The organism is Methanocaldococcus villosus KIN24-T80 (genome assembly GCF_000371805.1).
Lineage (GTDB): Archaea > AGJL01 > Methanococci > Methanococcales > Methanocaldococcaceae > Methanocaldococcus > Methanocaldococcus villosus.
Genome location: NZ_AQUK01000001.1, coordinates 1,114,910 through 1,139,441 on the forward strand (window position 1 = coordinate 1,114,910; position 24,532 = coordinate 1,139,441).

General features: G+C 29.6%; 28 protein-coding genes. 4 read left to right on the plus strand and 24 right to left on the minus strand.

All coding sequences use genetic code 11. The features are described 5' to 3' along the window. Positions 1-4 precede the first annotated feature (4 nt). Positions 5-508 carry a TIGR00295 family protein gene (locus METVI_RS0106390; RefSeq protein WP_017981137.1) on the plus strand — a complete coding sequence of 168 codons (504 nt, stop codon included), beginning with the start codon at positions 5-7 and terminating at the stop codon, positions 506-508. Here METVI_RS0106390 and METVI_RS0106395 read toward each other — a convergent pair. Genes METVI_RS0106395 through METVI_RS0106415 form a run of 5 tightly spaced genes read right to left on the minus strand, consistent with a single transcriptional unit; the run spans position 497 to position 5,140 of the window. Further along, positions 497-1,396, minus strand: coding sequence for a type II secretion system F family protein (locus METVI_RS0106395; protein WP_004593561.1), 900 nt, complete (start codon positions 1,394-1,396; stop codon positions 497-499). The genes METVI_RS0106390 and METVI_RS0106395 overlap by 12 nt on opposite strands. Before the next feature lie 4 nt (positions 1,397-1,400). Continuing rightward, positions 1,401-2,402 carry a type II secretion system F family protein gene (locus METVI_RS0106400; protein WP_004593559.1) on the minus strand — a complete coding sequence of 334 codons (1,002 nt, stop codon included), beginning with the start codon at positions 2,400-2,402 and terminating at the stop codon, positions 1,401-1,403. Position 2,403: 1 nt separating this feature from the next. After that, positions 2,404-3,942, minus strand: a complete 1,539-nt coding sequence (locus METVI_RS0106405) for a type II/IV secretion system ATPase subunit (RefSeq protein ID WP_004593557.1) — start codon at positions 3,940-3,942, stop codon at positions 2,404-2,406. A gap of 24 nt (positions 3,943-3,966) precedes the next feature. Beyond that, positions 3,967-4,923, minus strand: coding sequence for a transcription initiation factor IIB (locus METVI_RS0106410; RefSeq protein WP_004593556.1), 957 nt, complete (start codon positions 4,921-4,923; stop codon positions 3,967-3,969). A gap of 10 nt (positions 4,924-4,933) precedes the next feature. After that, positions 4,934-5,140, minus strand: coding sequence for a Gar1/Naf1 family protein (locus tag METVI_RS0106415; RefSeq protein WP_004593555.1), 207 nt, complete (start codon positions 5,138-5,140; stop codon positions 4,934-4,936). Positions 5,141-5,319: 179 nt separating this feature from the next. On the opposite strand from METVI_RS0106415, the gene METVI_RS0106420 reads away from it, so the two are divergent. Both METVI_RS0106420 and METVI_RS0106425 read left to right on the plus strand, forming a co-directional pair. Continuing rightward, positions 5,320-6,843: a homocysteine biosynthesis protein gene (locus METVI_RS0106420; RefSeq protein WP_004593554.1), complete on the plus strand. Its 1,524-nt coding sequence runs from the start codon at positions 5,320-5,322 to the stop codon at positions 6,841-6,843. Further along, complete coding sequence (locus tag METVI_RS0106425) at positions 6,840-7,235, plus strand: 4Fe-4S binding protein (RefSeq protein WP_004593552.1); 396 nt, start codon at positions 6,840-6,842, stop codon at positions 7,233-7,235. The genes METVI_RS0106420 and METVI_RS0106425 overlap by 4 nt, the downstream gene beginning before the upstream one ends. Here METVI_RS0106425 and METVI_RS0106430 read toward each other — a convergent pair. From METVI_RS0106430 to argJ, 13 genes are all read right to left on the minus strand, one after another. After that, positions 7,232-8,443, minus strand: a complete 1,212-nt coding sequence (locus tag METVI_RS0106430) for a thiamine-phosphate synthase family protein (RefSeq protein ID WP_004593550.1) — start codon at positions 8,441-8,443, stop codon at positions 7,232-7,234. The two genes, METVI_RS0106425 and METVI_RS0106430, sit on opposite strands and share 4 nt — an antisense overlap. A gap of 4 nt (positions 8,444-8,447) precedes the next feature. Continuing rightward, positions 8,448-8,693: a hypothetical protein gene (locus METVI_RS0106435; RefSeq protein ID WP_004593548.1), complete on the minus strand. Its 246-nt coding sequence runs from the start codon at positions 8,691-8,693 to the stop codon at positions 8,448-8,450. 3 nt (positions 8,694-8,696) lie between these two features. Then, positions 8,697-9,698, minus strand: a complete 1,002-nt coding sequence (gene trpD / locus METVI_RS0106440; RefSeq protein ID WP_004593546.1) for an anthranilate phosphoribosyltransferase — start codon at positions 9,696-9,698, stop codon at positions 8,697-8,699. After that, on the minus strand, positions 9,695-10,444 hold the full coding sequence (locus METVI_RS0106445; protein WP_004593544.1) for an NAD+ synthase: 750 nt from the start codon (positions 10,442-10,444) through the stop codon (positions 9,695-9,697). The genes trpD and METVI_RS0106445 overlap by 4 nt, the downstream gene beginning before the upstream one ends. Further along, positions 10,425-11,459, minus strand: a complete 1,035-nt coding sequence (locus tag METVI_RS0106450) for a potassium channel family protein (RefSeq protein WP_004593541.1) — start codon at positions 11,457-11,459, stop codon at positions 10,425-10,427. Before METVI_RS0106450 ends, METVI_RS0106445 begins: the two co-directional genes overlap by 20 nt. Before the next feature lie 27 nt (positions 11,460-11,486). Next, positions 11,487-12,038 (minus strand): DUF447 domain-containing protein, encoded by a 552-nt coding sequence (locus METVI_RS0106455; protein ID WP_004593539.1) that lies wholly within the window; start codon positions 12,036-12,038, stop codon positions 11,487-11,489. Next, positions 12,028-12,807: a 50S ribosomal protein L11 methyltransferase gene (locus METVI_RS0106460; protein ID WP_004593537.1), complete on the minus strand. Its 780-nt coding sequence runs from the start codon at positions 12,805-12,807 to the stop codon at positions 12,028-12,030. The genes METVI_RS0106455 and METVI_RS0106460 overlap by 11 nt, the downstream gene beginning before the upstream one ends. After that, the gene (locus METVI_RS0106465; protein WP_017981138.1) at positions 12,804-13,673 is read right to left on the minus strand and encodes a CBS domain-containing protein; all 870 of its coding nucleotides are present in this window, start codon (positions 13,671-13,673) and stop codon (positions 12,804-12,806) included. The genes METVI_RS0106460 and METVI_RS0106465 overlap by 4 nt, the downstream gene beginning before the upstream one ends. 65 nt (positions 13,674-13,738) lie before the next feature. Then, positions 13,739-14,803 (minus strand): Coenzyme F420 hydrogenase/dehydrogenase, beta subunit C-terminal domain, encoded by a 1,065-nt coding sequence (locus tag METVI_RS0106470; protein WP_004593535.1) that lies wholly within the window; start codon positions 14,801-14,803, stop codon positions 13,739-13,741. Between the two features lie 13 nt (positions 14,804-14,816). After that, positions 14,817-15,590 (minus strand): GltB/FmdC/FwdC-like GXGXG domain-containing protein, encoded by a 774-nt coding sequence (locus METVI_RS0106475; protein WP_004593533.1) that lies wholly within the window; start codon positions 15,588-15,590, stop codon positions 14,817-14,819. 2 nt (positions 15,591-15,592) lie between these two features. Next, on the minus strand, positions 15,593-17,104 hold the full coding sequence (locus tag METVI_RS0106480; RefSeq protein ID WP_004593531.1) for a glutamate synthase-related protein: 1,512 nt from the start codon (positions 17,102-17,104) through the stop codon (positions 15,593-15,595). A gap of 10 nt (positions 17,105-17,114) precedes the next feature. After that, the gene (locus METVI_RS0106485) at positions 17,115-18,203 is read right to left on the minus strand and encodes a class II glutamine amidotransferase (protein ID WP_004593529.1); all 1,089 of its coding nucleotides are present in this window, start codon (positions 18,201-18,203) and stop codon (positions 17,115-17,117) included. 56 nt (positions 18,204-18,259) lie between these two features. After that, the gene (gene argJ, locus METVI_RS0106490) at positions 18,260-19,426 is read right to left on the minus strand and encodes a bifunctional ornithine acetyltransferase/N-acetylglutamate synthase (protein ID WP_004593527.1); all 1,167 of its coding nucleotides are present in this window, start codon (positions 19,424-19,426) and stop codon (positions 18,260-18,262) included. Positions 19,427-19,499: 73 nt separating this feature from the next. Between argJ and METVI_RS0106495 the strand changes: the two genes are divergently transcribed. Continuing rightward, positions 19,500-19,826: a YraN family protein gene (locus METVI_RS0106495; RefSeq protein WP_004593525.1), complete on the plus strand. Its 327-nt coding sequence runs from the start codon at positions 19,500-19,502 to the stop codon at positions 19,824-19,826. Here METVI_RS0106495 and cgi121 read toward each other — a convergent pair. Genes cgi121 through METVI_RS0106525 form a run of 6 tightly spaced genes read right to left on the minus strand, consistent with a single transcriptional unit; the run spans position 19,819 to position 24,522 of the window. After that, a complete protein-coding gene (gene cgi121 / locus METVI_RS0106500; protein ID WP_004593524.1) occupies positions 19,819-20,256 on the minus strand; it encodes a KEOPS complex subunit Cgi121 in 438 nt (145 codons plus the stop codon). The genes METVI_RS0106495 and cgi121 overlap by 8 nt on opposite strands. 9 nt (positions 20,257-20,265) lie before the next feature. Continuing rightward, a complete protein-coding gene (locus METVI_RS0106505) occupies positions 20,266-20,778 on the minus strand; it encodes a helix-turn-helix domain-containing protein (RefSeq protein ID WP_004593522.1) in 513 nt (170 codons plus the stop codon). A gap of 46 nt (positions 20,779-20,824) precedes the next feature. Further along, entirely contained in the window at positions 20,825-21,919 is a 1,095-nt protein-coding gene (ftsZ, locus tag METVI_RS0106510; protein WP_017981139.1) for a cell division protein FtsZ, read from the minus strand. Positions 21,920-21,963: 44 nt separating this feature from the next. Then, the gene (locus METVI_RS0106515) at positions 21,964-22,680 is read right to left on the minus strand and encodes a dihydroorotate dehydrogenase electron transfer subunit (protein WP_004593520.1); all 717 of its coding nucleotides are present in this window, start codon (positions 22,678-22,680) and stop codon (positions 21,964-21,966) included. Next, positions 22,673-23,458, minus strand: coding sequence for an RlmF-related methyltransferase (locus METVI_RS0106520; RefSeq protein ID WP_004593518.1), 786 nt, complete (start codon positions 23,456-23,458; stop codon positions 22,673-22,675). The genes METVI_RS0106515 and METVI_RS0106520 overlap by 8 nt, the downstream gene beginning before the upstream one ends. Further along, positions 23,446-24,522, minus strand: a complete 1,077-nt coding sequence (locus tag METVI_RS0106525; protein WP_004593516.1) for a tryptophan--tRNA ligase — start codon at positions 24,520-24,522, stop codon at positions 23,446-23,448. Before METVI_RS0106525 ends, METVI_RS0106520 begins: the two co-directional genes overlap by 13 nt. Between the last annotated feature and the right edge of the window lie 10 nt (positions 24,523-24,532).

The following is a 24,532-nucleotide window of genomic DNA, read 5'->3' on the forward strand; positions in this document are numbered from 1 at the left end:
AATTATGGATGCTTTGGAACTCCTAAAAAAACTATGTCCAAAAAATGTTGTAGAGCATTGCATAGCAGTTTCAAAGTATGCTTATGAGATAGCATTACAAATAAAAAATAATGATTATAATGTGGATTTAAATTTAGTAAAAATTGGTGGATTGTTACATGATATAGGTAGATCTAAAACACATGGTATTGATCATGGAGTAGTGGGAGCAAATATTTTAAGATCTTATGGTTTTGATGAAAGAATAGCTTTAATAGCTGAAAGACATATTGGGGCAGGGATAACAAAGGAAGAGGCAATAGCTTTAGGATTACCTGCTAAAGATTATGTACCTATATCTTTAGAAGAGAAAATAGTAGCTCATGCAGATAATTTAATCTTTGAAACAGAGAGAGTTGAAATAGATAGGGTTGTAGAGAAATTTAGAAATAAGCTTGGAAAAGATCATCCATCTGTTAAAAGAATTATCTTTTTGGATATGGAGATAAATAGACTTTTAAGAGAATAAGGATGGAGCTAATTTTAATATAATATAATAAGCCCCCATACCAGCAGTCATTGTTATAGCCGCTATAAGAAACATTCTTGCAATATTAAACCCATATATTGGAATTGAAAACAATGATCCTACCATGAGTGTTCCTAACTGTATTATTTCAAAACCTCTTGCAATATCTTCTGCTGATACTGGAGGGGTTCTTGCCATTCCACCCATACTTTTTGTTATAAATAGTAAATAAGCTCCTAACAATCCCCCTACAGCTGGCATAACCCCACATAAAATAATAAAACCTATAGCAAGCCCCTGGGCAGTAACACTTAAAAGCTGTCTTTTATATAGTTGGAGATCTTCTAAGGTCTTAGCAAGGTTTTTTAAAGATTCTGCCAAATCTCCTCCATATTTTTTATTTTCAATCATAATTCTTGATAACATACTAAGAACTTTTGAGTCATATATTGTTGCCACTATAGATATTGATTCCTCAAAAGTCAGCTTTTGGTTCTCCATAAGATAAAGAACTTTTCTAAAAACATCACTAACTTCTTTTATATTATTTTTAACAACTTCTTGTAAAGCCTCTGGTATAGACCTACCAGATTCTAATGATATTACCATAATATAAAGTGCTTTAGGAATATTCTTTTCTAATAATTCTATTCTATTTTCATATAGAATTTTTGGTAAGTGTAATATAGCTCCAAAATATACTATTATTAATAATAATATGCTCCTTGAAGTTAAGTGAAGCAAACTACCTAATAATATAAAAATTATTATTAATATAAATAGTAGAAAAATAAATTGAATTTCATTAATTCTTTTACCTAATTTTCTTAGAATTAACACATTTCTCTTTATAAATAAATAGTAAAACCCTCTAATATATTTGTTCATATTATCACTCAATTTTCATCTTAACAAATATTCCAAAAAACAGTGCTAACATTGGGCCAATCTTTGTCATAAGTAAATCTAAGGTATTTAATATCCCTGGAAATCCCTGATTTGATATCATTCCTGATAATATCATCCCACTAAAGGGAATTATTAGCCCAATACCAAATGTTAAATTCCCTAAGTTTTGTATCATAAACTTAGATGAATCTAACTTTGCCAATGATGATCTGACAATTTCTTCATATAGTTTTTCTAATAGCAGGGAAAGATTCCCTTTATTATATCCAGCAATTATTTGATCAAAGAAAACAATCATTAGTGGAATTTCAGTTCTTATTTTTGCTCTTTCTAAAGCTTCAAGCATACTATATCCTGAATTTACATCTCTTAGAACCTGTCTAATTTCATAAGCCACTATTCCAAACTCTCTACTTTTTGATATATGATTTAACACTTCTGGTAGAGAAGCTCCCGCTCTTAATAATGATATCATAAAAACAAGAGTAAAAAGTATTTGAAGTTTGATCTCTCCTTTAAATAACATCAACTTTAATCTTGGGTAGAAAATAGAACCAACAAGTATTATAACAGCTCCAACTATACCTTTTATAAAACCTCCTATAATATTTTTAGAAAGAATACCAAGTATTATAAAACCAAAAATTGATAAAAACATATATAAAACAACTCTTTTAAAATACTCTACTTCATTTTCATATCCTAAATACCTTATCAAATTCCTTGAAAATATTCTTACATTTCTTAAAGCTTGTGACAGAGATTCTGCAGATTTAGCAATAAGTTCTTCTTCAAATAATATTCGTTCATACTCTTCTATATTTTCAGGTTCTATTTCCACAGGTTCTGTATAAGCTTCTTGAAATTTAGGTTTACTAACTTCTATTTTTTTTAATTCCTTAAGAGTGGCTGTATCTAGAGTAATTAATCCTATATTGTGGAGAAATAATCGAATTTTTATATATATATTTTTAAGATTAATCATATTATATCATCTTCATAAGCTTTTCTGGATTTTCTTGATATTTCATAATATATTTCCCCACACTTTCCAAATCTCTAATATTATTTCTATATAAATAGTTTAAAACTCTCTTTCTAAACTCTCTATCTCTTAATAATTCATCTCTTGATATTCCTGCTATTTCACAAACTTCTTCTTCCCATAAACAAATTCCTCTTTTTTCTAATATATCTTTTAATCCATTATATTCATACAATGTAGTTTTAGCAATCTCTTGCCCTTCTCCAACACCTTTAACTACTTCAACTATTCCCAAAATTCTTCTTATTGTTTTTCCAGCTCTTCTGATTCTTTGTATATTTATAATAAAATTTAAAGCTGTTAACATAATCTTTGGAACATTCATAGGAGGGCTTGTTAATCTCAATATCGCCTCATCAGCACTGTTGGCATGTAATGTTCCAGAACATCCATCATGTCCTGTGTTCATAGCTACTAATAGGGAGTGAGCTTCTTCTCCTCTAACCTCTCCAACAAATATCCTATCTGGTCTCATTCTAAGAGCATTTTTTATTAGATCATCCATAGTAACTTCATACTCAGGCATTCCTGGTCTTGCCGGTCGAGTAACAAGTTTTATAACATGTTTATGTGGAATTTGTAATTCAGGAGTATCTTCTATAGTAATTATTCTCTCATTGTACATAGAAAACATTGACAAAACATTTAAAAGAGTAGTCTTACCAGAACCTGTACCTCCAACTATTAAGGTATTTGCAGGCTTAGCACCAAAATATCCTTCTACAGCTTGCCATAAAAATGCTGCAGTATCTATATCTAAAGTACCAAAGTTTATTAAATCTATAACAGTTAATGGATCTTTTGAGAACTTTCTTATTGTTAGAGTAGCTCCATTCATACATATATCTGATGTTGTAGCATTAACCCTACTACCATCTGGCAAAAATGCATCTAACATAGGGGTTCTTGAATCTATAGGTCTATTAACTAAGTTGGCTATACTTTCAATAATTCTATCTACTTCATTTCTATCTAGTATAATATTTGTTTCACACATTTGATGTTTTCTATGGAAAACATAAACAGGATAGTTATAACCATTAATCATTATTTCTTCTAATCTCTCATCATTTATAGGAATCTCTAATAGTCCAAATCTACCTGATATCAAATAAAAAAATTTAGCTAATGATTCTATATAAGGTAATTTTAAATTATATTTTATAGAAAAATCATTAATAAAGTGTTTTATTTGTTCATATGTAACTAAACCCAAATCACCTATTTGCATTCTAATAAGATCAAAATGTTCTTTAGATAATTTTGATAAAGATTCATTTATTTTTTCTATTTCAGGGATAAGATAGTATGTATAACCCTCTTCCTTTTTAATAATAACATTAAATGTGATTTCATCTACATTAACATCATAAACATCTAATATATCCTCTTCTTTTTTTATAGGTTTTTTTAAGATTGATGATGGTTTATCTTCAACTATTATTTTTTTATCTTTTTTTATCTTATCAATTAGCCCCATAATTATCCCAAAATAGGAATTAAGTTATAATGTCACATCAATATCTAAATGTTCTGTTAGCTCTTTATATCTATTTCTTATAGTTACTTCAGTAACTCCTGCTACTTCTGCCACTTCTCTCTGTGTTTTTCTACATCCTAAAAGAACACTGGCTATATATATAGCTGCAGCTGCTACTCCAGTTGGGCCTCTTCCACTAGTTAACCCTTTTTCTGCTGCCTTCTTTAATATTTGTATAGCTTTACTTTCAACTTCTCCAGGCAAACCTAACTCAGAAGCAAATCTTGGAACATAGTCTATTGGATTTGTAGGAGTTAATTTTATCCCCAACTCCCTTGCCAAAAATCTATATGTCCTTCCAATTTCTTTTCTATCAACTCTTGAAACCTCTGCAATTTCATCTAATGTTCTTGGGATTTTACATTTTCTACAGGCTGCATAAACAGCAGCAGCAACTACACCTTCTATACTTCTTCCTCTTATTAATCCTTTTTCAACAGCATTTCTATATATTTTAGCAGCATGTTCCCTAACATGCCTTGGTAATCCTAATTTTGATGCTATTCTATCTAATTCAGATAAAGCAAATGTTAAATTTCTTTCAGATGCATCACTAACTCTTATTCTTCTTTGCCATTTTCTTAATCTATATAATTGAGCTCTCTTATTTGCAGATATATCTTTTCCATAACTATCTTTATTTCTCCAATCAATTACTGTAGATAATCCTTTATCATGAATGGTTAGTGTTATTGGAGCTCCAACTCTACATCTTTTTATCTTTTGCTCATGATCAAATGCTCTCCACTCTGGACCTACATCAAATAGGTTATCTTTAATAACACATCCACACTTTGAACAGACGATTTCAGCTTTAACATAATCTTTTATAACCTCTTTACTACCACATATTGGGCATACTATTTCTTCTTCTTGTTCATCTTTTTTCTCTTTCTTTTCTAATTTTTCTTTAACTTCCATATGAGATCACTTAATTTTTATTTGTAAAAACAAAATCTACATTAATATCTTTTTTAATTGGCTTTATCTTTATGTATGGATTGGATACAGGGCCAAAGATGTCTACAATAACACCTATTTTCTTTTTCTTAAAATAGACAGGAGAATTTATCTTTACATTTTTACCTCTACCGATAAGAAATCCTTTAGGAGTTTTATGGAGTATCTTAATTTTCACACTACCCCCTTATGGATATTTGAGAAAAACCAATATATAAAATTTTCGAAAATTATATATATAAGTAGATATTTGTCATATATATATTTTACCATATTATATATTTAATTTGAATATATAATTTTATGGATATAAAATTTAAAATATAAATTTAAAATTTTAAAAATTAATGTGATAACATGAAAAGCATAGCTGAAATTAATGAAAAAATAAAAAAGGGAGAAGCTGTTGTAGTTACTGCAGAAGAGATGATAAAGATTGTAGAAGAAGAAGGGGCTAAAAAAGCTGCTGAATATGTTGATGTGGTTACAACAGGAACATTTGGGGCTATGTGCTCTTCAGGAGTTTTTATTAATTTTGGTCATTCAGACCCTCCAATAAAAATGCTAAAAATTTATTTAAATAATGTTGAATGTTATGGAGGTTTAGCAGCTGTTGATACTTATCTTGGAGCAGCTCAGCCTAATGAAGATCCTGATATTGATATAGAGTATGGTGGAGCTCATGTTATTGAAGATTTAATTAGAGGAAAAGAGGTTGAATTGTATGCTGAAGGTTATACAACTGACTGTTATCCAAGAAAAGAGATTAATGTTAAAATAACATTAGATGATGTCAATCAAGCTATTATGGTTAATCCAAGAAACTGTTATCAAACTTATACAGCAGCAACAAACAGTAGAGAGGAGAAAATATATACATACATGGGTATCTTATTACCAGAGTATAATAATGTTCATTATTCTGGGGCAGGACAGTTAAATCCATTACAAAATGATTATGATCCAAAAACTGGTGAGTTTAATACAATAGGAATAGGAACTAAGATATTTTTAGGTGGAGGAGTGGGATATGTTATTGGAGAGGGTACACAACACAATCCACCATTTGGTACTTTAATGGTAAAAGGGGATTTAAAACAGATGAATGCTAAATATGTTAGAGCTGCAACTATGCCAAGATATGGTTCAACACTTTATATTGGGATAGGTATTCCTATTCCTGTTTTAAATGAGAAGATAGCTAAAAGATGTGCTATAAGGGATGAAGATATAGAAGTGCCAATCTATGATTATGGGGTTCCAAGGAGAGATAGGCCATTAGTTGGTAAAACTAATTATAAAGAATTAAGATCTGGAAAGATTGTTTTAGAAGTGGAAATTGATAATAAGAGAGTAGAAAAAGCTGTTAAAACTGGACCTGTTTCAAGTTATAAGATGGCTAGAGAAGTTGCTAAAGAATTAAAAAATTGGATATTAAATGGAGAATTTTTATTAACTGAAAGGGTAGCCCCACTAGGAAAACCTGAATTTAAACCAATGAAATCCCCAATAACATTGGTTAAAGATATTATGAGCTCTCCTCCAATAGTGGCTAATCCAAATATAACAATAAATGAGGCAGCCAATGTATTAATAAAATATGATATCAATCACCTTCCTATAGTTGATAGTGAAGGAAGATTAATAGGAATTGTCACTTCATGGGATATAGCAAAAGCCTTAGCTCTAAATAAGAAAAAGATAGATGAAATAATGACAAAGAATGTTGTTGTAGCATATAAAGATGAACCTATAGATGTTGTTGCTAGGAGAATGAGTTTAAATAAAATTTCAGGAATGCCAGTTATTGATGAGAATAAAAGAGTAATTGGGGTAATAACTTCAGAAGACATATCTGGACTATTAGGTGAAAAAAAATGAGAAAGAGAGTTTATTATTGGACACACTCAGAACATATAAATAAGCCTGTAATATCAGAAACAATATTGAAAACAGGGGTTAATATTAATATATTAAAAGCTAAAGTTGAGCCTCAAGAGGCTTTTTTGATATTAGAGCTTATTGGAGATGAGGAAAAAATAAAAAAAGCTCTATCTTATTTATCCAAATTTGGAGATGTTGAAGAAATTAAAAAAGTTATTAAGAGGGATTATGAAAAATGTGTCCATTGTGGCTGCTGCATTACTCAGTGTCCATTAAACATTATTTATATGGATGATGAGTATAATGTAGTTTTTAAAGAAGAAGAGTGTGTGGGATGCAAAAACTGTTTAAAAGCATGTCCATTTAAAGCTATAGAAATAATTGATTAGCATTTTTTATAAATCTTCTCTATTTCTTTAACCTTATTTACAACATCTATAGCATCTTTTCCTAAAACTCTAATCATAGGCTCTTTTCCAACATCTCCAGTGTCATAAATAATATCTGCTTCTTTATCTTTTTTTAAAGCCACACTAACCCCCCATTCCATAGTGGATACATTTTTTGGCTCATCTTTTCTATTAAAAGAAGTTATTTTAAAATTATCTTTTAGTCTATCAATTAGATCTTCATCATATCTTATATTCATACAAGCTCTAACTTTAGGATTAATTTTTGATGCAGAAAGAACAACTCTAGCTATATGTCCATTTACTCCAAATTTAAAATCTCCAGCAATATAAAAACTATTCTCCTTATTTTTAACTATTCTTCCGGTTAGTGAGGCTATATCATTTATATCCTTAGGTAAAATAAGAGATTCAGCAATATTTGAACCAACTTCAGGAATTAATGAAAAATTAAATTTTTTTAGTAATTTTAAGGCATAATAAAGATTTTTTAATACTTTCTCTTTATTTATATAAGTTGGATTAACATTATAACCATATCTTGATTTATTAGCATAAATTACTGAAGCTAAAACTAATTTTTTTGCTTCTTTTATGGCTTCTATTAAATCATATCCTTTATATAAAAAACAGGCTATAGCTGTTGCATAACAACAACCTGTTCCATGAACTTCTTTATCTATTTTATAACCCTTAAATTCATATATTTTTTTATTACCTTTTATTAAAGTATCATCTATCCCAGTAATTAAAATGTAATTTTCAAGATTAAAATCTTTTATTTTCTCATACTCTTCTTTATTAGGTGTTATTAAGTAAGAGAGTTCAAAAAGTTTTTTGTAGTCTTTAACATCAATAAAATTGTAACCTGTTGTTGAAGATAACACAGGATCACAGATAACTTTTAAATTATATTTTTTAATATATTTCACTAAAATATCAATTGCATCCTTACTTAAAACTCCTGTTTTTACAATTTTTATATCAAACTCTTCAAAAACAGCTTTAAACTGTTTTTTTATATTATCTTCTGGAATTTCAAATTTTTCATAAACTTCTTTATTAGTTTGAGGTACTGTGCAAGTTATAATAGAAGGAGTGTAGATATTTAAGGTGTTAGCTGTTTTTATATCAACACTAATTCCTGCTCCAGAAATTGGATCAAAACCTCCAACTATTAATAACATAATTTCACTTAATAGCTTTTATATTAATTTCCCTTAAACACTTCATAACTCTTTCTATATATTTTTCTAACTCTTCAGCTCTCTTTAAGTCAGTCTCTTCAACTTTTATTTTACTATTAGCCAATTTTTCTTTTAATTCTCTAACACTTCTTACCTCATATTTCTTTAAAATATTATTTAATTCCTCCTCTAAATTTTTTAACTCTTCATTAAAGACTTTTTTCATAGATTTTATTATTATCTTCTCCATTTTTCATCCCATATAAAAATCTATTAATTTTTCTAACTGTTTTAAAGCTTTACCAGAGTCTATAGCTTTATTAGCTTTTTCAATTCCCTCAAAAACATTTTTAGCCTCTCCACAGATGTAAAGGGCAAATGCTGAATTTAATACAACAATATCTCTTTTAGCTCCTTCCTCACCTTCTAATATATTTTTGATTATTTTAGCATTTTCCTCTGCAGAACCTCCCATTAAATCTTCTAATTTTGCTTTTTTGAACCCAAATTGTTCTGGCTCAATTTCATAAAACTTTATCTCATTATCTTTAAATTCAGCTATCTTTGTTTTTCCTACAGTTGTTATTTCATCCATTCCCGAACCATGGGCTACTATTGCCCCCTTAAGGTTTAAATTCTTTAATACATATATAAGCTTATCAACTAACTTTTCATCATAAACTCCCATTAGTTGATAATTAGCATTTGCAGGATTTGTTAGTGGTCCTAGGATGTTAAATACAGTTCTTATTTTGATATCTCTCCTAACTGGGAGAGCATACTTCATAGCTGGATGATAATTTGGAGCAAACAAAAATCCTATGTTTATTTTTTCTATACTCTCTTTAACTCTTTCTATTGGAACATTTAAATTTATTCCTAAAGCTTCAAGAACATCTGCTGATCCACTCTTACTAGACACTGCCCTATTTCCATGCTTGGCTACAGGAACATACACTGAAACTACAAAAGCAACAGTAGTGCTTATATTAAAAGTATTTAAATTATCTCCACCAGTACCACAGACATCTATAAGTTTTTCTACATTAGGTTTTATTTTTATAGCATATTCTCTCATAACTTCTGCAAATGCAGTAATTTCATCAACTGTTTCTCCTTTCATCCTTAGAGCTGTCAGCAAAGCAGCAATTTGTGTCTCTTTAGCTTTACCACTCATTATTTCTTGCATAACTTTCTTAGCTTCATCTTTACTTAAATCTTTAAATTCTACAACCTTTTTTATAGCATCAATCATTCTCTCACTTTTGGATATTTTACTCCTGCTCTTTTATGCTCACTTTTTTTAATTAAATTAAATACATGTTCCACTTTTTTAATATCTATATTCAACTCTCTTGATATTTCTTCAGCATTTTTTCCTTTTTCATATAGTATTAATATTTTATCTAATAGATCATAACTAATCCCCAATTCTTCTTCATCTGTCTGTCCTTCCCATAATCCTGCTGATGGAGTTTTCATTATAATCTTTTCAGGAACTTTAAGTTCTTTAGCAAGATTTCTAACATCTGTTTTATATAAATCCAATATTGGATATATATCAGCAGCTCCATCTCCATACTTTGTAAAGTAGCCTGTTAACCACTCTGACTTATTTCCTGTTCCAACAACTAACAGATTATATTTGTTGGCATAGTAGTATAATAAACACATTCTTACTCTAGGTTTTAAATTAGCATCAGCAAATTCAAATTCTTTTACTGGAGAATATACACCAAAAGCTTTTAAAATATCAGTAATGTCAATTATTTTATATTTAATTCCTAACAATTCAGCAACCATTTTTGCATCTTCAATATCTTCTATTTTACTCATCTTTTCAGGCATTATTAGTCCCAAAACTTTATCCTTTCCTAATGCTTTAACACATAAAAAGGCAGTTACAGTTGAGTCAATTCCCCCACTTAAACCAATAACCACTCCATTAGCTTTAGCCTTCTCAACTTCATCTCTTATAAATTTAGTTATCTTTTCTATCATATTTTCCCTCTAACAATCTTTCTAAATTCTTAATACTCTCTTCAGTTCCAAAAGCATATATAACATCTCCAGGTTTTAAAATAAAATCTGGAAATGGGTTTATAAAAAATTGATCTTTTCTCTTTATTCCTAGTATTGTAGCTCCAGTCTTTTTTCTTATATCAGCATCTCTTAATGTTTTATAAGATAATTCACTATCTTTCTTAATTAAAAACTTTTTTAAATTTATATCTTCTCCATATTCTCCCTTAGCTACTTCTATAAAGGTTTCTAAGAAATCCAAAACTCCCCTTTTAGTGGATAAAACAGCCATTCTTAAACCACCAATTAGATATGGAGAGACTACTTTATTTGCTCCAGCAATCTTTAGCTTCTTTATACTTTCAAACTCATTAGCCTTGGCTGTGATTAATATATCACTCTTCAGCTCTTTAGCTGTTAAAGTTAGAAAAACATTATCAGCATCAGTAGGTAGGCAAGCTATTAAACATTTAGCATTTTCAATATTTGCCTTTTTTAAAGTTTCATTTTTTTTAGCATCCCCCACAATATATAAAAAATTATCATACTTCTCTGCCTCTTCTTTAAGCACATCTTCCCTAACATCTATAGCAACAAATGGGATATTTTCTTTTATTAAGTAACTTCCCACAACTCTTCCCAACCTTCCATAACCACAAACAATATAATGATCCTTAAGCTTTTTTATTTTATTTTCCATTATTTTCATCCTCATATATTCTCCAAATTTTCCTTCAGCAATATATTCAGCTATTAAACTAAAAAGATACATTACTATTCCTACTCCCAAACAGAGATATATAACCGTTATAGCTTTTCCTAAAGTAGTCTTAGGAACAAAATCACCATAACCTGTAGTAGTTATTGTTATAACACTAAAATATAAGGCTGTAAAATAATCTACATTTTCAATTACACTTATTAAATAAGCATAGGTTAAAATTAATAACATTGACAAAATAGCTACAATTATTATCTTATTCCTAGCTTTCATAAACTAAAAATTTATAAATGCTAGTATTTAATGTTTAAAGTTTTCTATTAAAATCTTAGCTAATTTCTTATGTTCTTCACTACCAACTTTTTTTATTACCCCATAATATTTTTCCATATCTTTTTTAAATTCTTCTTTTTTATCATCTTTAATATGATTTAGCCTTGAATATATTATAGCCATTTCTACTAAAAGGCCATCAGCCCTACAATAAGGTTTTATTTTTTTATTTAAACAAATTCTCCCAATTTCTTTTCCTTTTATAATCATTAATTTGGACTCTCCATAAATATCTCTCTTTACTAAAAACTTTCTTTCAGTAACTTTATAAAAAATAGAGAGGTAAGCCCTATCAATATATGGGATATCTTTATAATATTTATAATCATCCTCATCAGTTATTAAAGCTTTAACTAATTCTATAGGATCAACTATATTAACAGAAAAGTAATTCTCTTTTAATAAATTATTGTATGTATGAGATCCATAAAATAGTCTCAGAATAGCATAGTTATCTTTAAAACTAACACCAATTGGGGCTTTATTATTTTTTGTACATACAACAGCTTCATAAATCATAAGCCCTCACTTTTATACTTTCAAAAACTCCTCTTTCATAGAATAGCTTTATTAACAAATCACCTCTCTTAGCTCTTCCAACAGGAATAACTAATGGAGGATTTAACATAGGTGTGGGACCTGCTACGTGTTTATCATCTAATATAGTATATGTTTTCAGCCTTAATCCAACATTATTATAATCCTCATCTAAGTGAAATTTAAATTTATACTTCATCTTCAATGGATTTATTTTATAGAATGAAACTTCTTCATAAATCATCTCTTCTGAGAGTGGCTTGGCTTCTGATTTTTCATCATAATAAATATGATTAAATTTAGCTTCAACAAGTTGAACTGTATTTATAACACCTTTTGGAATAAGTTTGGTGTTATCATTTATATATCCTTTTTTTATCATTGCATTCATAACTCTAACATGAGATTCTGCTATTAAGGCAGTATCTAAAAGTTCAGCAACTATCACATCAGGATTTTCTTTAAAATTATATAACTCAGCATCTCCTTCTATTAAAATAATATTATCAAATCCATTTCTTTTTATATTCTCTTTAGCATACTCATATGTGAATGAATCTAACTCAATAGCATATACCCTCTTAGCTTTTAAAGCTGCTATCATTGCTAGTATTCCACTTCCAGTTCCCAAATCAAAAACAATGTCACTTTCTTTTACATTCTCCTCTATAGCTTTTTTATAAATAGCTATTCTCTCATAGTCATGTAGAAGTGATAAATGCCACTGTGGAGCATCTAATTCAAGTATCATATTTGCCCACTAATTATTTTTAATATATCAGTCCTAGTTATTATTCCAATTATTTTATCATTCTCAGTTATGATTAATCTTCCTATATTATTCTTATTCATAATCTCCAAAGCTTTATATATATGCTCATCCTTACTTATTGTTATAACACTCTTACTCATAGCTTCCTCTACTTTTTTATTTGTATTATCAATATGTTTTGCTATATCATACAAACTCAATATCCCTACTAATTTCCCATTATCAACAACAGGAGCTCCACTTATATTTTTTTCTATAAAAAATTTTGCAGCTTCTTTTAAAGTGAGATTTGGAGATAAGCAAAAAACTTCTTTTATTCCTATATCTCCTACATTTATTTTTGGAATACTTAAAACTCTCATGACATCTATTAACAAAATTCTGTGTATATCATCTCTTCCAATAATTTTTCCATATATTATAATTTTATTATGATATGTAGGGCCAACTTTTATATAATCTCCAATATTAAATAATTTTGTATCTCCTTCAATATAAATTTTTGAAGAACAGCACTTTTCATGTGAAACAGTGTCAAACTCTATTTTGATAACTTTAACATTCTTAATTCTTTCTCCATTTTTATATATAGGAACAATTATTTTTCCTTCCTCTTCTACACCTAAAACTCTATAAGCTTTACTTGTAGGGACATACCCTCCTCTTGGTCCAGGTACTCCATCAACTAAATCTAAAGCTCTCAGGGCTTGCATTTGATTTCTTATAGTTCCAGGATTTCTATTTAACCTCAAGGCTATTTCTGTTCCTTTTATAGGCCGATTTTTTTCTTTATAAAGATTTATTAATTCTTGCAATATCTCTTTTTGAACAACAGTTAATTCCATAATCTCACAGTAACAACAATGATAATAAATTATATAAAATTATATTAATTTTAAATATATATTTTTTATTTTTTAATTCTCTTCATTTTTAATCTTGCTAATTTAACTATCTCTTCAACATTCACTTTATCATCATAACTTAAATAACCATTATGAGCAGCTCTTAAAAAAAATCCTTCTCCCCAATTATTTCTAATTATAACTGTTGAATAACCTTCTCCACTACCTATGTTACCTACAGATATATCTGAACAAACTCCTGTAAAATCTCCACAACACTTACATCCTTCTCTAACTGCAAACTCAAGTTCTTTTAGATTATAATCTTTATATTCTCCACTAACAAAGGTTATCCTTAACTTTCCAGTAAGAATATCCATTTTTTTAATGTCCCATGGGTTAATACCTTCTTTTTCTAATAGATCTATCATTTTATTATAATCAAATATTTCAAAACAGAATAATGAAATTTTAAGCCTTATAGCTCTTCTAAATGGTCCTAATAAATCATTATCAGAAGATAATATATTACATATTGCAGATATAACACATGGTGTTCCTACTATAGCTAATTTTTTTAATTTCTCTTCCATAACAGCTTTTTTAAAAGCTTGTAAAACATTTCCTTTTCTTAAATATTTACTTCCTGCAGATTTTAACACATCTTCTTTACTCATAGCTAAAAAAGATTGTGGTTCTAAAGTCCATCTATCTTCTTTCATCACTATAGCTCCATCTATCAACTCTTCTTCAAAAGCATTAGCAAGAATAGCAGTAACTACTCCCCCATTTTGAGCATATTTTATTTCTGTTGATGCCTTAGCTTTTAGAATTTTTAGATATTTCCCTAAAGGATCATTTATGGCTAATTCTCTAATTCTTGGACATGCGTCATAACAGGCACCACATGGCACATCATAATTAACAGTTTTACAAAACTCTGCTGATAAAGGATGTTCTTCTGTTTTTGCAGGGACTATCATACAAGAACATTCATCACAAATAAATTTAACAGGGCTTTCTTCTTTAAAATATAAATTATTTACTGGACACACTGCAACACAGGCACCACATCCAGAACATCTATTTTTATCCCAAACTTCAGCTTTTAAATCTTTATAACTCTTCATTTTCTCCCTCTTTTTACATTAAATCAGGAGTGTATAATTTTCCAAAAGGTCTTTTTGATATTGGAGCAATTTTTGTCCATTTTGAATTTATAAGCATCTCTTTCACATCTTCAGAAAAATTGAAGTGTTTACAAAATTCTTCTATGTATGGTTCTATTTCTTTTAGATCTTCTTCAGTAAATTCTTTTATATCTGCTGCTACACCTAACTGATCTTTTTCAACATCTCCTCTTATATATATAGCTCCCCCATGAATTCCTGTTCCTATCATCCTTCCCTTTACCTTTCCTAAATCATTACCTTCCTTATCAATATTCAAAACTATAATCTTTCCTCCAGCCATATATTCTCCTAAAAAATCTTTAGCTCTACCCCCAATAACAAGAATGGGAACTTTATCTTTATATGCCTTCATGTGTATTCCACTTCTATATCCCACATCTCCTTTAACAAATACTTTCCCTCCTCTCATTGAATGGGCAGTAACATCTCCACTATCTCCATGTATTACTATTAAACCATCATCCATAGTATTTCCTGGAGCAAATTCACAGTTTCCATGAACAATAATTGTAGGCCCACTCATAAACATACCTAAATCTCCACCAGGAGTTCCATATATTTCAATAGTTAAATCTTTTTTTCTTAGAGAATTTCCTATAAATCTCTGTCCTAAAACATTTTTTAGAATGATCTTTTTAATATCGGGATTCTCTTTTATTATCTTTCTTATTTTTTCATTTAACTCCCTATAATGCATTCCTTTAGCATCAATTTCAATCTCCATGTTTATTCACCAGCAGGTTTTACTCCTAGTACTCTAAGCTCCACTTCATTTAATCCAACTCCTCTCAATCTATCTCTATTTCCTCTTAAACTTTCAATTGAATTAATTCCATTAGCCCCTAATAGCTCTTTTAATTCATGTGTCCATGCTTTTATTAAATTAGCTACTCTCCTAGCCCCTACCTCAGGATCTAGTCTTTTAACAAGCTCTGGTCTTTGTGTAGCTATACCCCATGCACAAAGACCTGTGTAACACCTTCCACAAACTCTACAACCAAGAGCAACCATAGCAGCAGTTCCTATATAGACAGCATCTGCTCCCAAAGCTATAGCTTTAAAAACATCTGCAGAGTTTCTTATTCCTCCACTAGCTATTATACTTATCTCATTTCTTAAACCCTCTTCTCTCAATCTTTCATCAACCTTAGCAATTGCCATCTCCAGAGGAATTCCAACATGATCTCTAAATACTTTTGGAGCCGCTCCTGTCCCTCCTCTATAGCCATCTATAACAACTGCATCCGCATCACTTGTAGCAATTCCAACAGCTATGGCAGGGGCATTATGAACAGCAGCTATTTTAACAAAAACAGGTTTTTTCCATTCAGTAGCCTCTTTTAGTGATCTAACTAGTTGAGCTAAATCTTCTATGGAGTAGATATCATGGTGTGGTGCAGGAGAAATAGCATCAGTTCCTTCAGGAATCATCCTTGTTTTTGATATATTTTCTGTAACCTTTTCCCCTGGCAGATGTCCACCAATCCCAGGCTTAGCTCCTTGACCAATTTTTATTTCTATAGCTGCTCCTCTTTCAAGATAATCTGGGTTAACTCCAAATCTTCCACTAGCTACTTGGACAATAACATGATCAGCATATGGGTAAAGTTCTTTTGGGAGTCCTCCTTCTCCAGAACCCATGTATGTTCCACATTCTTTAACAGCTTTAGCAAAGGCTAAATGGGCATTTAAAGATAAAGCTCCATAAGACATGTGAGCAATCATTATTGGAGTATCTAATTTAAGATTAGGGGCAATTTTTGTTTTTAATTTAACTTTCTTTATCTTTTCATCAAATTCAAACTCTAACTGTTTTGGTTTTTTTCCAATATATGTTCTTAATTCCATAGGTTCTCTTAAAGGATCTATGGAAGGATTTGTAACTTGACAGGCATCTAAAACTAGATGATCAAAGTATCTTGGATGTTCTAATGCATTACCCATCCCACTGAGTAATATACATCCAGTTTTAGCTTGATTATAAATATCAGTCCTTGCCTCAATATCCCAAACTGGATGATTTCTCCACTCTGTAGCTTTTGTTATCCTAATTGCATCTCTTGGACACATAGTAATGCATCTATGGCAAGCTCCACATCTATTAGAATATGTAATTATCCTATCTCCTTCCCTTCTAAAAACTCCCCATGAGCATTCTATGGTACATCTCTCACACAACATACATCTATTATGATCAACTTCTACCTTATATCTAGGTGGTACATATGAAGGAATCATAATTATCCCTCTACTTATATGGTCTTACAATTATTGGCTCTCCTGCATCAGGCATCCACACTCTATCTAAATCTGGGCAAATTCTTCTAATAGCAGATTCTTCTGATGAAACAAATACAATGTCATCCTTTTCAGCAGCTACTAAAGGTCTTAATTTAATTCTATCTGTTAAACCAATCATAGTAGTGCTTTTCTCTATCTCTCCATTCATAAAAAATAGACCTTCAGGAGTTCCAACAGCTATTGCAAATGGCCCATTTAACAATGCTCCACCATATGTCATTCTTATAGCTTTATAAACCTCCCTTTCCTCTTCTGGAAGCTTATCAATTTCATTCCAAAACTTTGGAGCTAATGCAAACAAACCATATTCTACAGGAATTTTGTGTTTTCTTAATAAAAGATCCAGAATATATGTAACAACTTCTGTATCTGTTAGTAATCTACATTTATAGCCATACATTTCAACAAATCTTCTATTTGTTCCATAGCTAGTTATCTCTCCATTATGAACTACACTCCAATTTAATAGGTTAAATGGATGAGCTCCTCCCCACCATGCTTTTGTGTTTGTTGGATATCTTGCATGGGCTAACCATAGATAACCATCATATTTATCAATTTTATAAAACTCTGCTACTTCATCTGGCCATCCTACAGCTTTAAATACTCCAAGATCTTTCCCACTGGAAATAACATAAGCTCCATCAATTTTATCATTTATCTCCATAACTATATTTACAATAATATCTTCTTCCATATGTTGATATTTCTCATCTACTTCATAGAAATATCTCCAAGGAATATGAACTTTCTCTATAACCCCATCTTCTGTAGGGATTTCTTCATCTTTAACAATTGTACCACATTCATTTAAGACATTTTCAACAGCTATCTTTATTTTTTCAAATTTTGGAGTGTTGTCAATTAATACATGTAAGGCATAGCAATCTTTATACTTATTAGGGTAAATACCATACCCAACATATCCTGAACCTCTACCATTCCCTCTTTCTCTTAAACTGTTTAATGCTAATGCTATCTTTTCTCCATTAATCATTCTTTTTTTTCTACTCATAAAACCGATAATTCCACACATAACTATCCCATGAAAAAGAGTTTTATAATTTATAGAATTAGGTTATATTTAAAATTTTAAGTTGTATATTCAGCATTTATCTTAACATACTCATAGCTTAAGTCACATCCATAAAATGTTTCATCAACATCTCCAACCTTTAGATCTACAATAATTTTTATTTCCTTCCCTTTCATTATATTTTCAGCTTTTTTTAATATATCTCCACTATCTTCACCAATCCCATTTCTCATTAAATATATCTCTTCATTACCATTACTTAAAATTAGATCAACATCCTTAAATTCAGCTCCACTATAACCTAATGCTGCTATTATCCTACCCCAGTTTGGATCTCCTCCAAAAAGAGCAGTTTTTACCAATAAAGAATTTATTATTGCTTTTCCAGCTTTTTTTGCATCTTCTCTACTTTTAGCATTTTTTATTGTTAATTCTAAGAACTTTGTAGCTCCTTCACCATCTTTTACAATCATCTTAGCTAATTCCCTACAAACAAATAATAAAGCTTTATAAAAATCTTCTTTACAATTTTTATAATCTACTCCACTTTCACCATTAGCTAAAATAAAGACAGTATCATTTGTTGAGGTATCTCCATCCACAGAAATGTTGTTAAAAGTTTTATCTACAATATCTTTCAATAATTTGTCTAAATCTTCTTTATCAATTTTTATATCAGTTAGTATAAAGCACAACATAGTAGCCATGTTTGGATTAATCATTCCTGCCCCTTTAGCTATACCACATACTCTAACATCACCAATCTTAACAGCTACATATTTGGGAAATTTATCAGTAGTCATTATACCCTTAGCTGCATTTACAATAGAATTTCCATTCTCTAAAAGTTCTTTAACTTTAATCATTCTCTCCTCTAACATGCCAAAATCTAATTTTCTTCCAATAACTCCTGTTGAAGCTATTAAAATATCTTCTTTATTCAAATTAAATAGTTCAGAAGCTTTTTCTATAATCCTATTGACAGTTTCAAAACCATCTTTTATTAAACATATTGCATTACCACTATTAGCTATTATAGCTTTAAATTCTTTCTTTTTTTCTAATAGATCTTTTGAATATATAACTGGGTAGGCTTTTACTTTATTTCTTGTAAAAACTCCTGAAGCTATAGCTTTTTTCTCTGATATAATTATAGAGAAACCATATCCATCTTTATACCCATTAGCTTTAAACCCTTTTGGTAGTTCTTTAATAACTTCCATTTTATCACATCCTGTATTTATAAAAGAGATTATAAAATTTGTTATATTAAAACTTTAATCGTTTTGGGATAATATGAGAAGAGGCAAGAAAAAAGAAGGTATGGCAGTAAATTATTTGAAAAATAAAGGGTATGAGATATTAGGTAGGAATGTTATTAAAAGATTAAATCAGCATAAGAAAGCTGAATATGATATTATAGCAAAAAGGGGTAGATATTGTTATGCTGTTGAGGTTAAAAGTGGAAAACAGGTTTTAACATCATCTGACATTGAAAAACTTCATAAAAAAGCCAATAAAATAAAAGCAAAAGGATTACTGATAACAGGTAGATATGTTAAATTAACAGATAAAGCTAAAAAAGAGTTAAAAAAGAGAAAAATAAGGTGGATAATTATTTAGATCCTTTCAATTCTATTAATGCTATTTTTTCCAAAACTCTTTCAACTAAATTTCCAAACCCTCTAATTTTGAAAATATTTCTAATAATCTTTTCTTTCTTTTCATTCAAATCTAAGACACTATCATCAATTTCTCCACCAATAATATTATAAATTTTATTAAATATTTCTTCATCTTCACAAACTAAACAGACATTTCCATCCTTAGCCCCCATGATTTTTATTGCTTCACTTATTTGTCTCTGCCCAGAAGCCCTAACAAGAATTTCCATCCAAAAATCTTTTGTTATCATTTTTTTTGTTTTAGCTTGATTTATAGCATGTAAAATATGTTTTTTAGTAGCTATTTTATCAGCATCTAATATTTGAAACCCTTTTATATTAAAAATATCCTCTTTTATTTTAGCTCCCCTAATCCCTCTAATTATCATAGAATCACTTTAAATTTTTTTAGTAATTATTTTTAATGCCTCTATGAATGCATTTTTATCAGGAATAACAACAGCAACAGGAATATCAACAACTTTTTCTATTGTTGAACTCACAATTGGGGCACAGATTATTCCTTTAACTCCATCCTTTTCTGCTCTAATTGCAGAAATTATACACTCTTCTAATGAGTTAGCAGGATACTCCTTTATTAAATATTTCTTTCCATCAAGTTCAATCTCTTTTGTAGTTATCTTATTTAATGCTGGTCTTGCCGCTACTACAGCTATGACATCAATATCTTCTTTATCTTCAAATTGTCTTATTGTTTTTATTATTTTAACTAATGTAGAAACCCTGAAATCTTTCCCTTTAATAATTTTATAAAGAGTACTATAAGGAATTTCTGAGATTTCTGCAAATTCCTTTAGAGTTAATCCTAATTCTAATAATATTCTTTTAAATTCTTTAACAAACTTTTCACTATCTTCAATCTTTAATAATAATCTTTCAGAAGCTTTCATAAACATCACAAAAAAGAAGTTAAATTTCAAAATTTTAAAATTTTATTTAAACTATAAAATCAATATTGCATCTTCTAATTTCTTTATTGCTGTTACTACTAACAGTTTTTGGAATTATTCTTTTACTTTTTTCTCTACTACCTTTTATATTTGGAGATTTAACACCTGTAATAATAGCCATAACCCTTATACAACCCTCCATATCAGGCTCTATTCTTGCTCCCCAAATGACATTTGCATCAGGGTCTAACTCTCTTGTTAAACCTTCTCCAATATCATTTGCTTCTTTAATAGTTAGATCAGGCCCTCCTGTTATATGAATTAAAGCTCCTTTAGCACCTTTATAATCAACATCTAAAAGTGGACAACTTAATGTCTCTCTAACTACATTTTGTACTCTATCTCCTCTCTCTGAATTATCCACTTCTCCCACACCAATCATTGCTACTCCTCCGCCAGACATAACAGCCTTTACATCAGCAAAATCTATATTTATTAATGATGGAACTGCAATAGTTTCTGTTATTCCTTTAACAGCTTGTGCTATTATTTCATCAGCAACTTTAAAAGCATCATTTATTGGTAGATTTGGGACAAGCTCTAAAAGTTTATTATTATCTATTATTATAACTGTGTCACAAACTTCTGATAACCTTTCTATACCTTCATCAGCCTTTCTTAATCTAGCTCTCTCTATCCTAAATGGATATGTTACAACCCCAACAACTATAGCCCCCTGCTCTTTAGCAATTTCTGCAACAACTGGAGCTGATCCAGTCCCTGTTCCTCCACCCATCCCTGCTGTTACAAAAACCAAATCTGCTCCTTTTAAAAGCTCCTCTATATGATTTTTTGCCATTTCAGCTGCTTTTCTTCCAACTTCTGGATAACCCCCAGCACCTAAACCTCTTGTTAATGCAGAACCAATCAATATCTTCTTATGAGCATTTATTACTTCTAAATGCTGCTTATCTGTATTTATAGCTATAGTTTCAGCTCCTTGGATACCTATTTCCATTAATCTATTTATTGTGTTATTTCCTGCTCCTCCACATCCAACAACAATAATTCTAGCTTCTCCAAAATCATCTCTCAATACTTTGGGATCACTTCTTGATAATGCATCTTTTACTAATCTCATAATTATCACTGAATAATCATTATTATAAATGTTTAATTTATTTTTTACTTATATATAATAATTTTCCTTAACTGTTCTCCAGTAAACACAGGTCCATCTTTACATACACATAATCCATTATCTAAACAACAGTGTCCACAAACTCCTATCCCACACTTCATATATCTTTCCATTGAAACTTGAACTGGTATGTTATGTTCATAAGCTATTTTAACAACTTTTTTTAACATTACTTCAGGTCCACAAGCTATTATGGAGTCAAAACTTTCTTCTTTTAAAACCTTTTCCATAAGATCTGTTGTATATCCTTTAAATCCTAAAGAACCATCATCTGTGCAAATTAATAATTTACTATGCTTTTTAAATCTATCTATAAATAATAACTCATCTTTATTTCTTGCTCCTAAAATAGTTGTTATTTCAGCATTAAAAGCCTCAACTGCTGTTACTATTGGAACTGCACCTACTCCTCCAGCAACTGCCAAAATTTTCTCCCCATACTGTTTAAAATAACTTCCATATGGACCCCTAACAGCTATTTTATCTCCTATTTTTAACTTATGCATTTTATCTGTAAAAGGCCCTACTTTAGCTATTGTGAAGCTATTTTCTGAAGCAAAAGAAAAAGGCTTTTCATTAACTTCAGGTAACCAAATCATAGCAAACTGTCCTGGTTTAAATTTGAAGCTCTTATCTAATACAAAAGTTTTTACTGTAGGAGTTTCATCTATTATATTTATAATTTTACATACCTCATACATCTTTTATCCCCTTTATTACATATCTCTCCCTATTACCCAACTTTATTTTATCAACTTCAACTTCATAATATTCATTCATCTTCTCTATTATTATCTCCCTTCTCTTATCTGGTTTTTTTGGAAGCATTATTGACAATACCCCTTTATCTTTCAAAAAATTATAACTTTCTTCTATTAATCTAAATGAAAATTTTTCTCCAAACCTTCCTCCACCTATTAATTCAACTTCCTTTGCCAAAGCTCCCCCAAATTTTCTTCCACTTGGTTTTGAATTTGAAGAGTAGTATGGAGGATAACTTATAATTAGATCAAATCTCTTATTTTTAATTTCATCTATTCCTTTTAAAATTTTACCTTTAGAATCTATTAACTCTATTTTTAAGTTATTTTTTAAGATATTTTTTCTAGCATATTCTAAAAACTCTTTATCAACTTCAGTAGCATAAACATTAGCATTATATAATTTTTTTATTAGCATAGCAATTATAGCAGAATGTCCAGTTCCTATCTCTAATACCTCTGCCTCTTTAATTCCTAATCTCTCTAAAGTTTCAAATGATTTTTTAACAAATAAGTATCTGCTCATTACTGGAGGTATTAATCCTTTCTCATGGAACTCAATATCTAAACCAAAAAGGACTTTAATTACTGTTCTGTTATATTCCATTAATGCTTTTTTATCTTTAAAATTAATTTTCAATTTTCCTTTATCTTCAAAAACATATTTTTTTAAATTCTCATTATACTTTAATGCCTCCTCTATTTTTAACCCCAACATTTTTCCACTATCTTTTTAGCTAACTCAATATCCCTCTTTTCTTTTAAATCATTTAAAAACTCAGTTATTAAGTTATAAGCCATTTTTTTACATTCTTTACACATTAGTTCTCCTGATTTACATTTCTCATATATATTTTTTAACTCCTCATCATCTAATATTAAGTGGTATAAAAAGAGCTCATAAACAATACATTCTTCAGGTCTCCCTCCAAATTTTCTTTGCTCTTCTAAACTTTCTCTACCTCCGGTCTTAGCAGAAAATATTTTCTTTTTTACAGTTTCATTATCATCAGATAAAAATATAGCTGTTTCAGGTTTTGAAGAACTCATTTTTCCTCCTAACAATCCTCTCATAAATCTATGATATGTAGCTGAAGGAGGAGTTATTTTGAATCTATTTGCTATATCTCTTGTTAATCTTATATGAGGATCCTGATCTAAACCAACAGGAACAAGAGTGATTTTAGGTATTTTTTCAAAATTGTTATCAAACTGAGCTTGTAAAATATCAGCCACTTGAACTATTGGTGCAAAGAGATGACCAATATTTGTATCTCCTCCAAATCCATAGATAGATTTTAACTCATTCCAATTAGTTTTTTTAGCTAATATTAATGCTAAATCTTTAACTTTCCAATTTTTTGATTGTAAATAGATATTAACTCTCTCAACATCTAACCCTAAGGCTATATAGTTAGCAATATAATCAATAGCAATATCTTTAGCTTTTTCAAAACTTATGTTCCTTGCCCAATATGCCTCTAAATCAGCTATTGGAATGTAAATTTCATCAGTGTATTTTTGATAAAATTTTAACATATCAACAACCATTTTATGTCCAAAATGCATCTTTCCAGAAGGCATCATACCAGAAACCACTGCAAAGTCATTTTTATTCTTTATAGCCTCTAACACCTTATCAAAATCCCTATGTCCTAAAATTATATTTCTCCTAAAAAAATGATGTAAATCTTTCATCTCATCTGTTATCTCCTTTATACCAAACTGCTCCATAGTCTTTTTATAATCAATAATCTCTGGCACATCCCAGGGAGTTAGCAAAGTATCACCT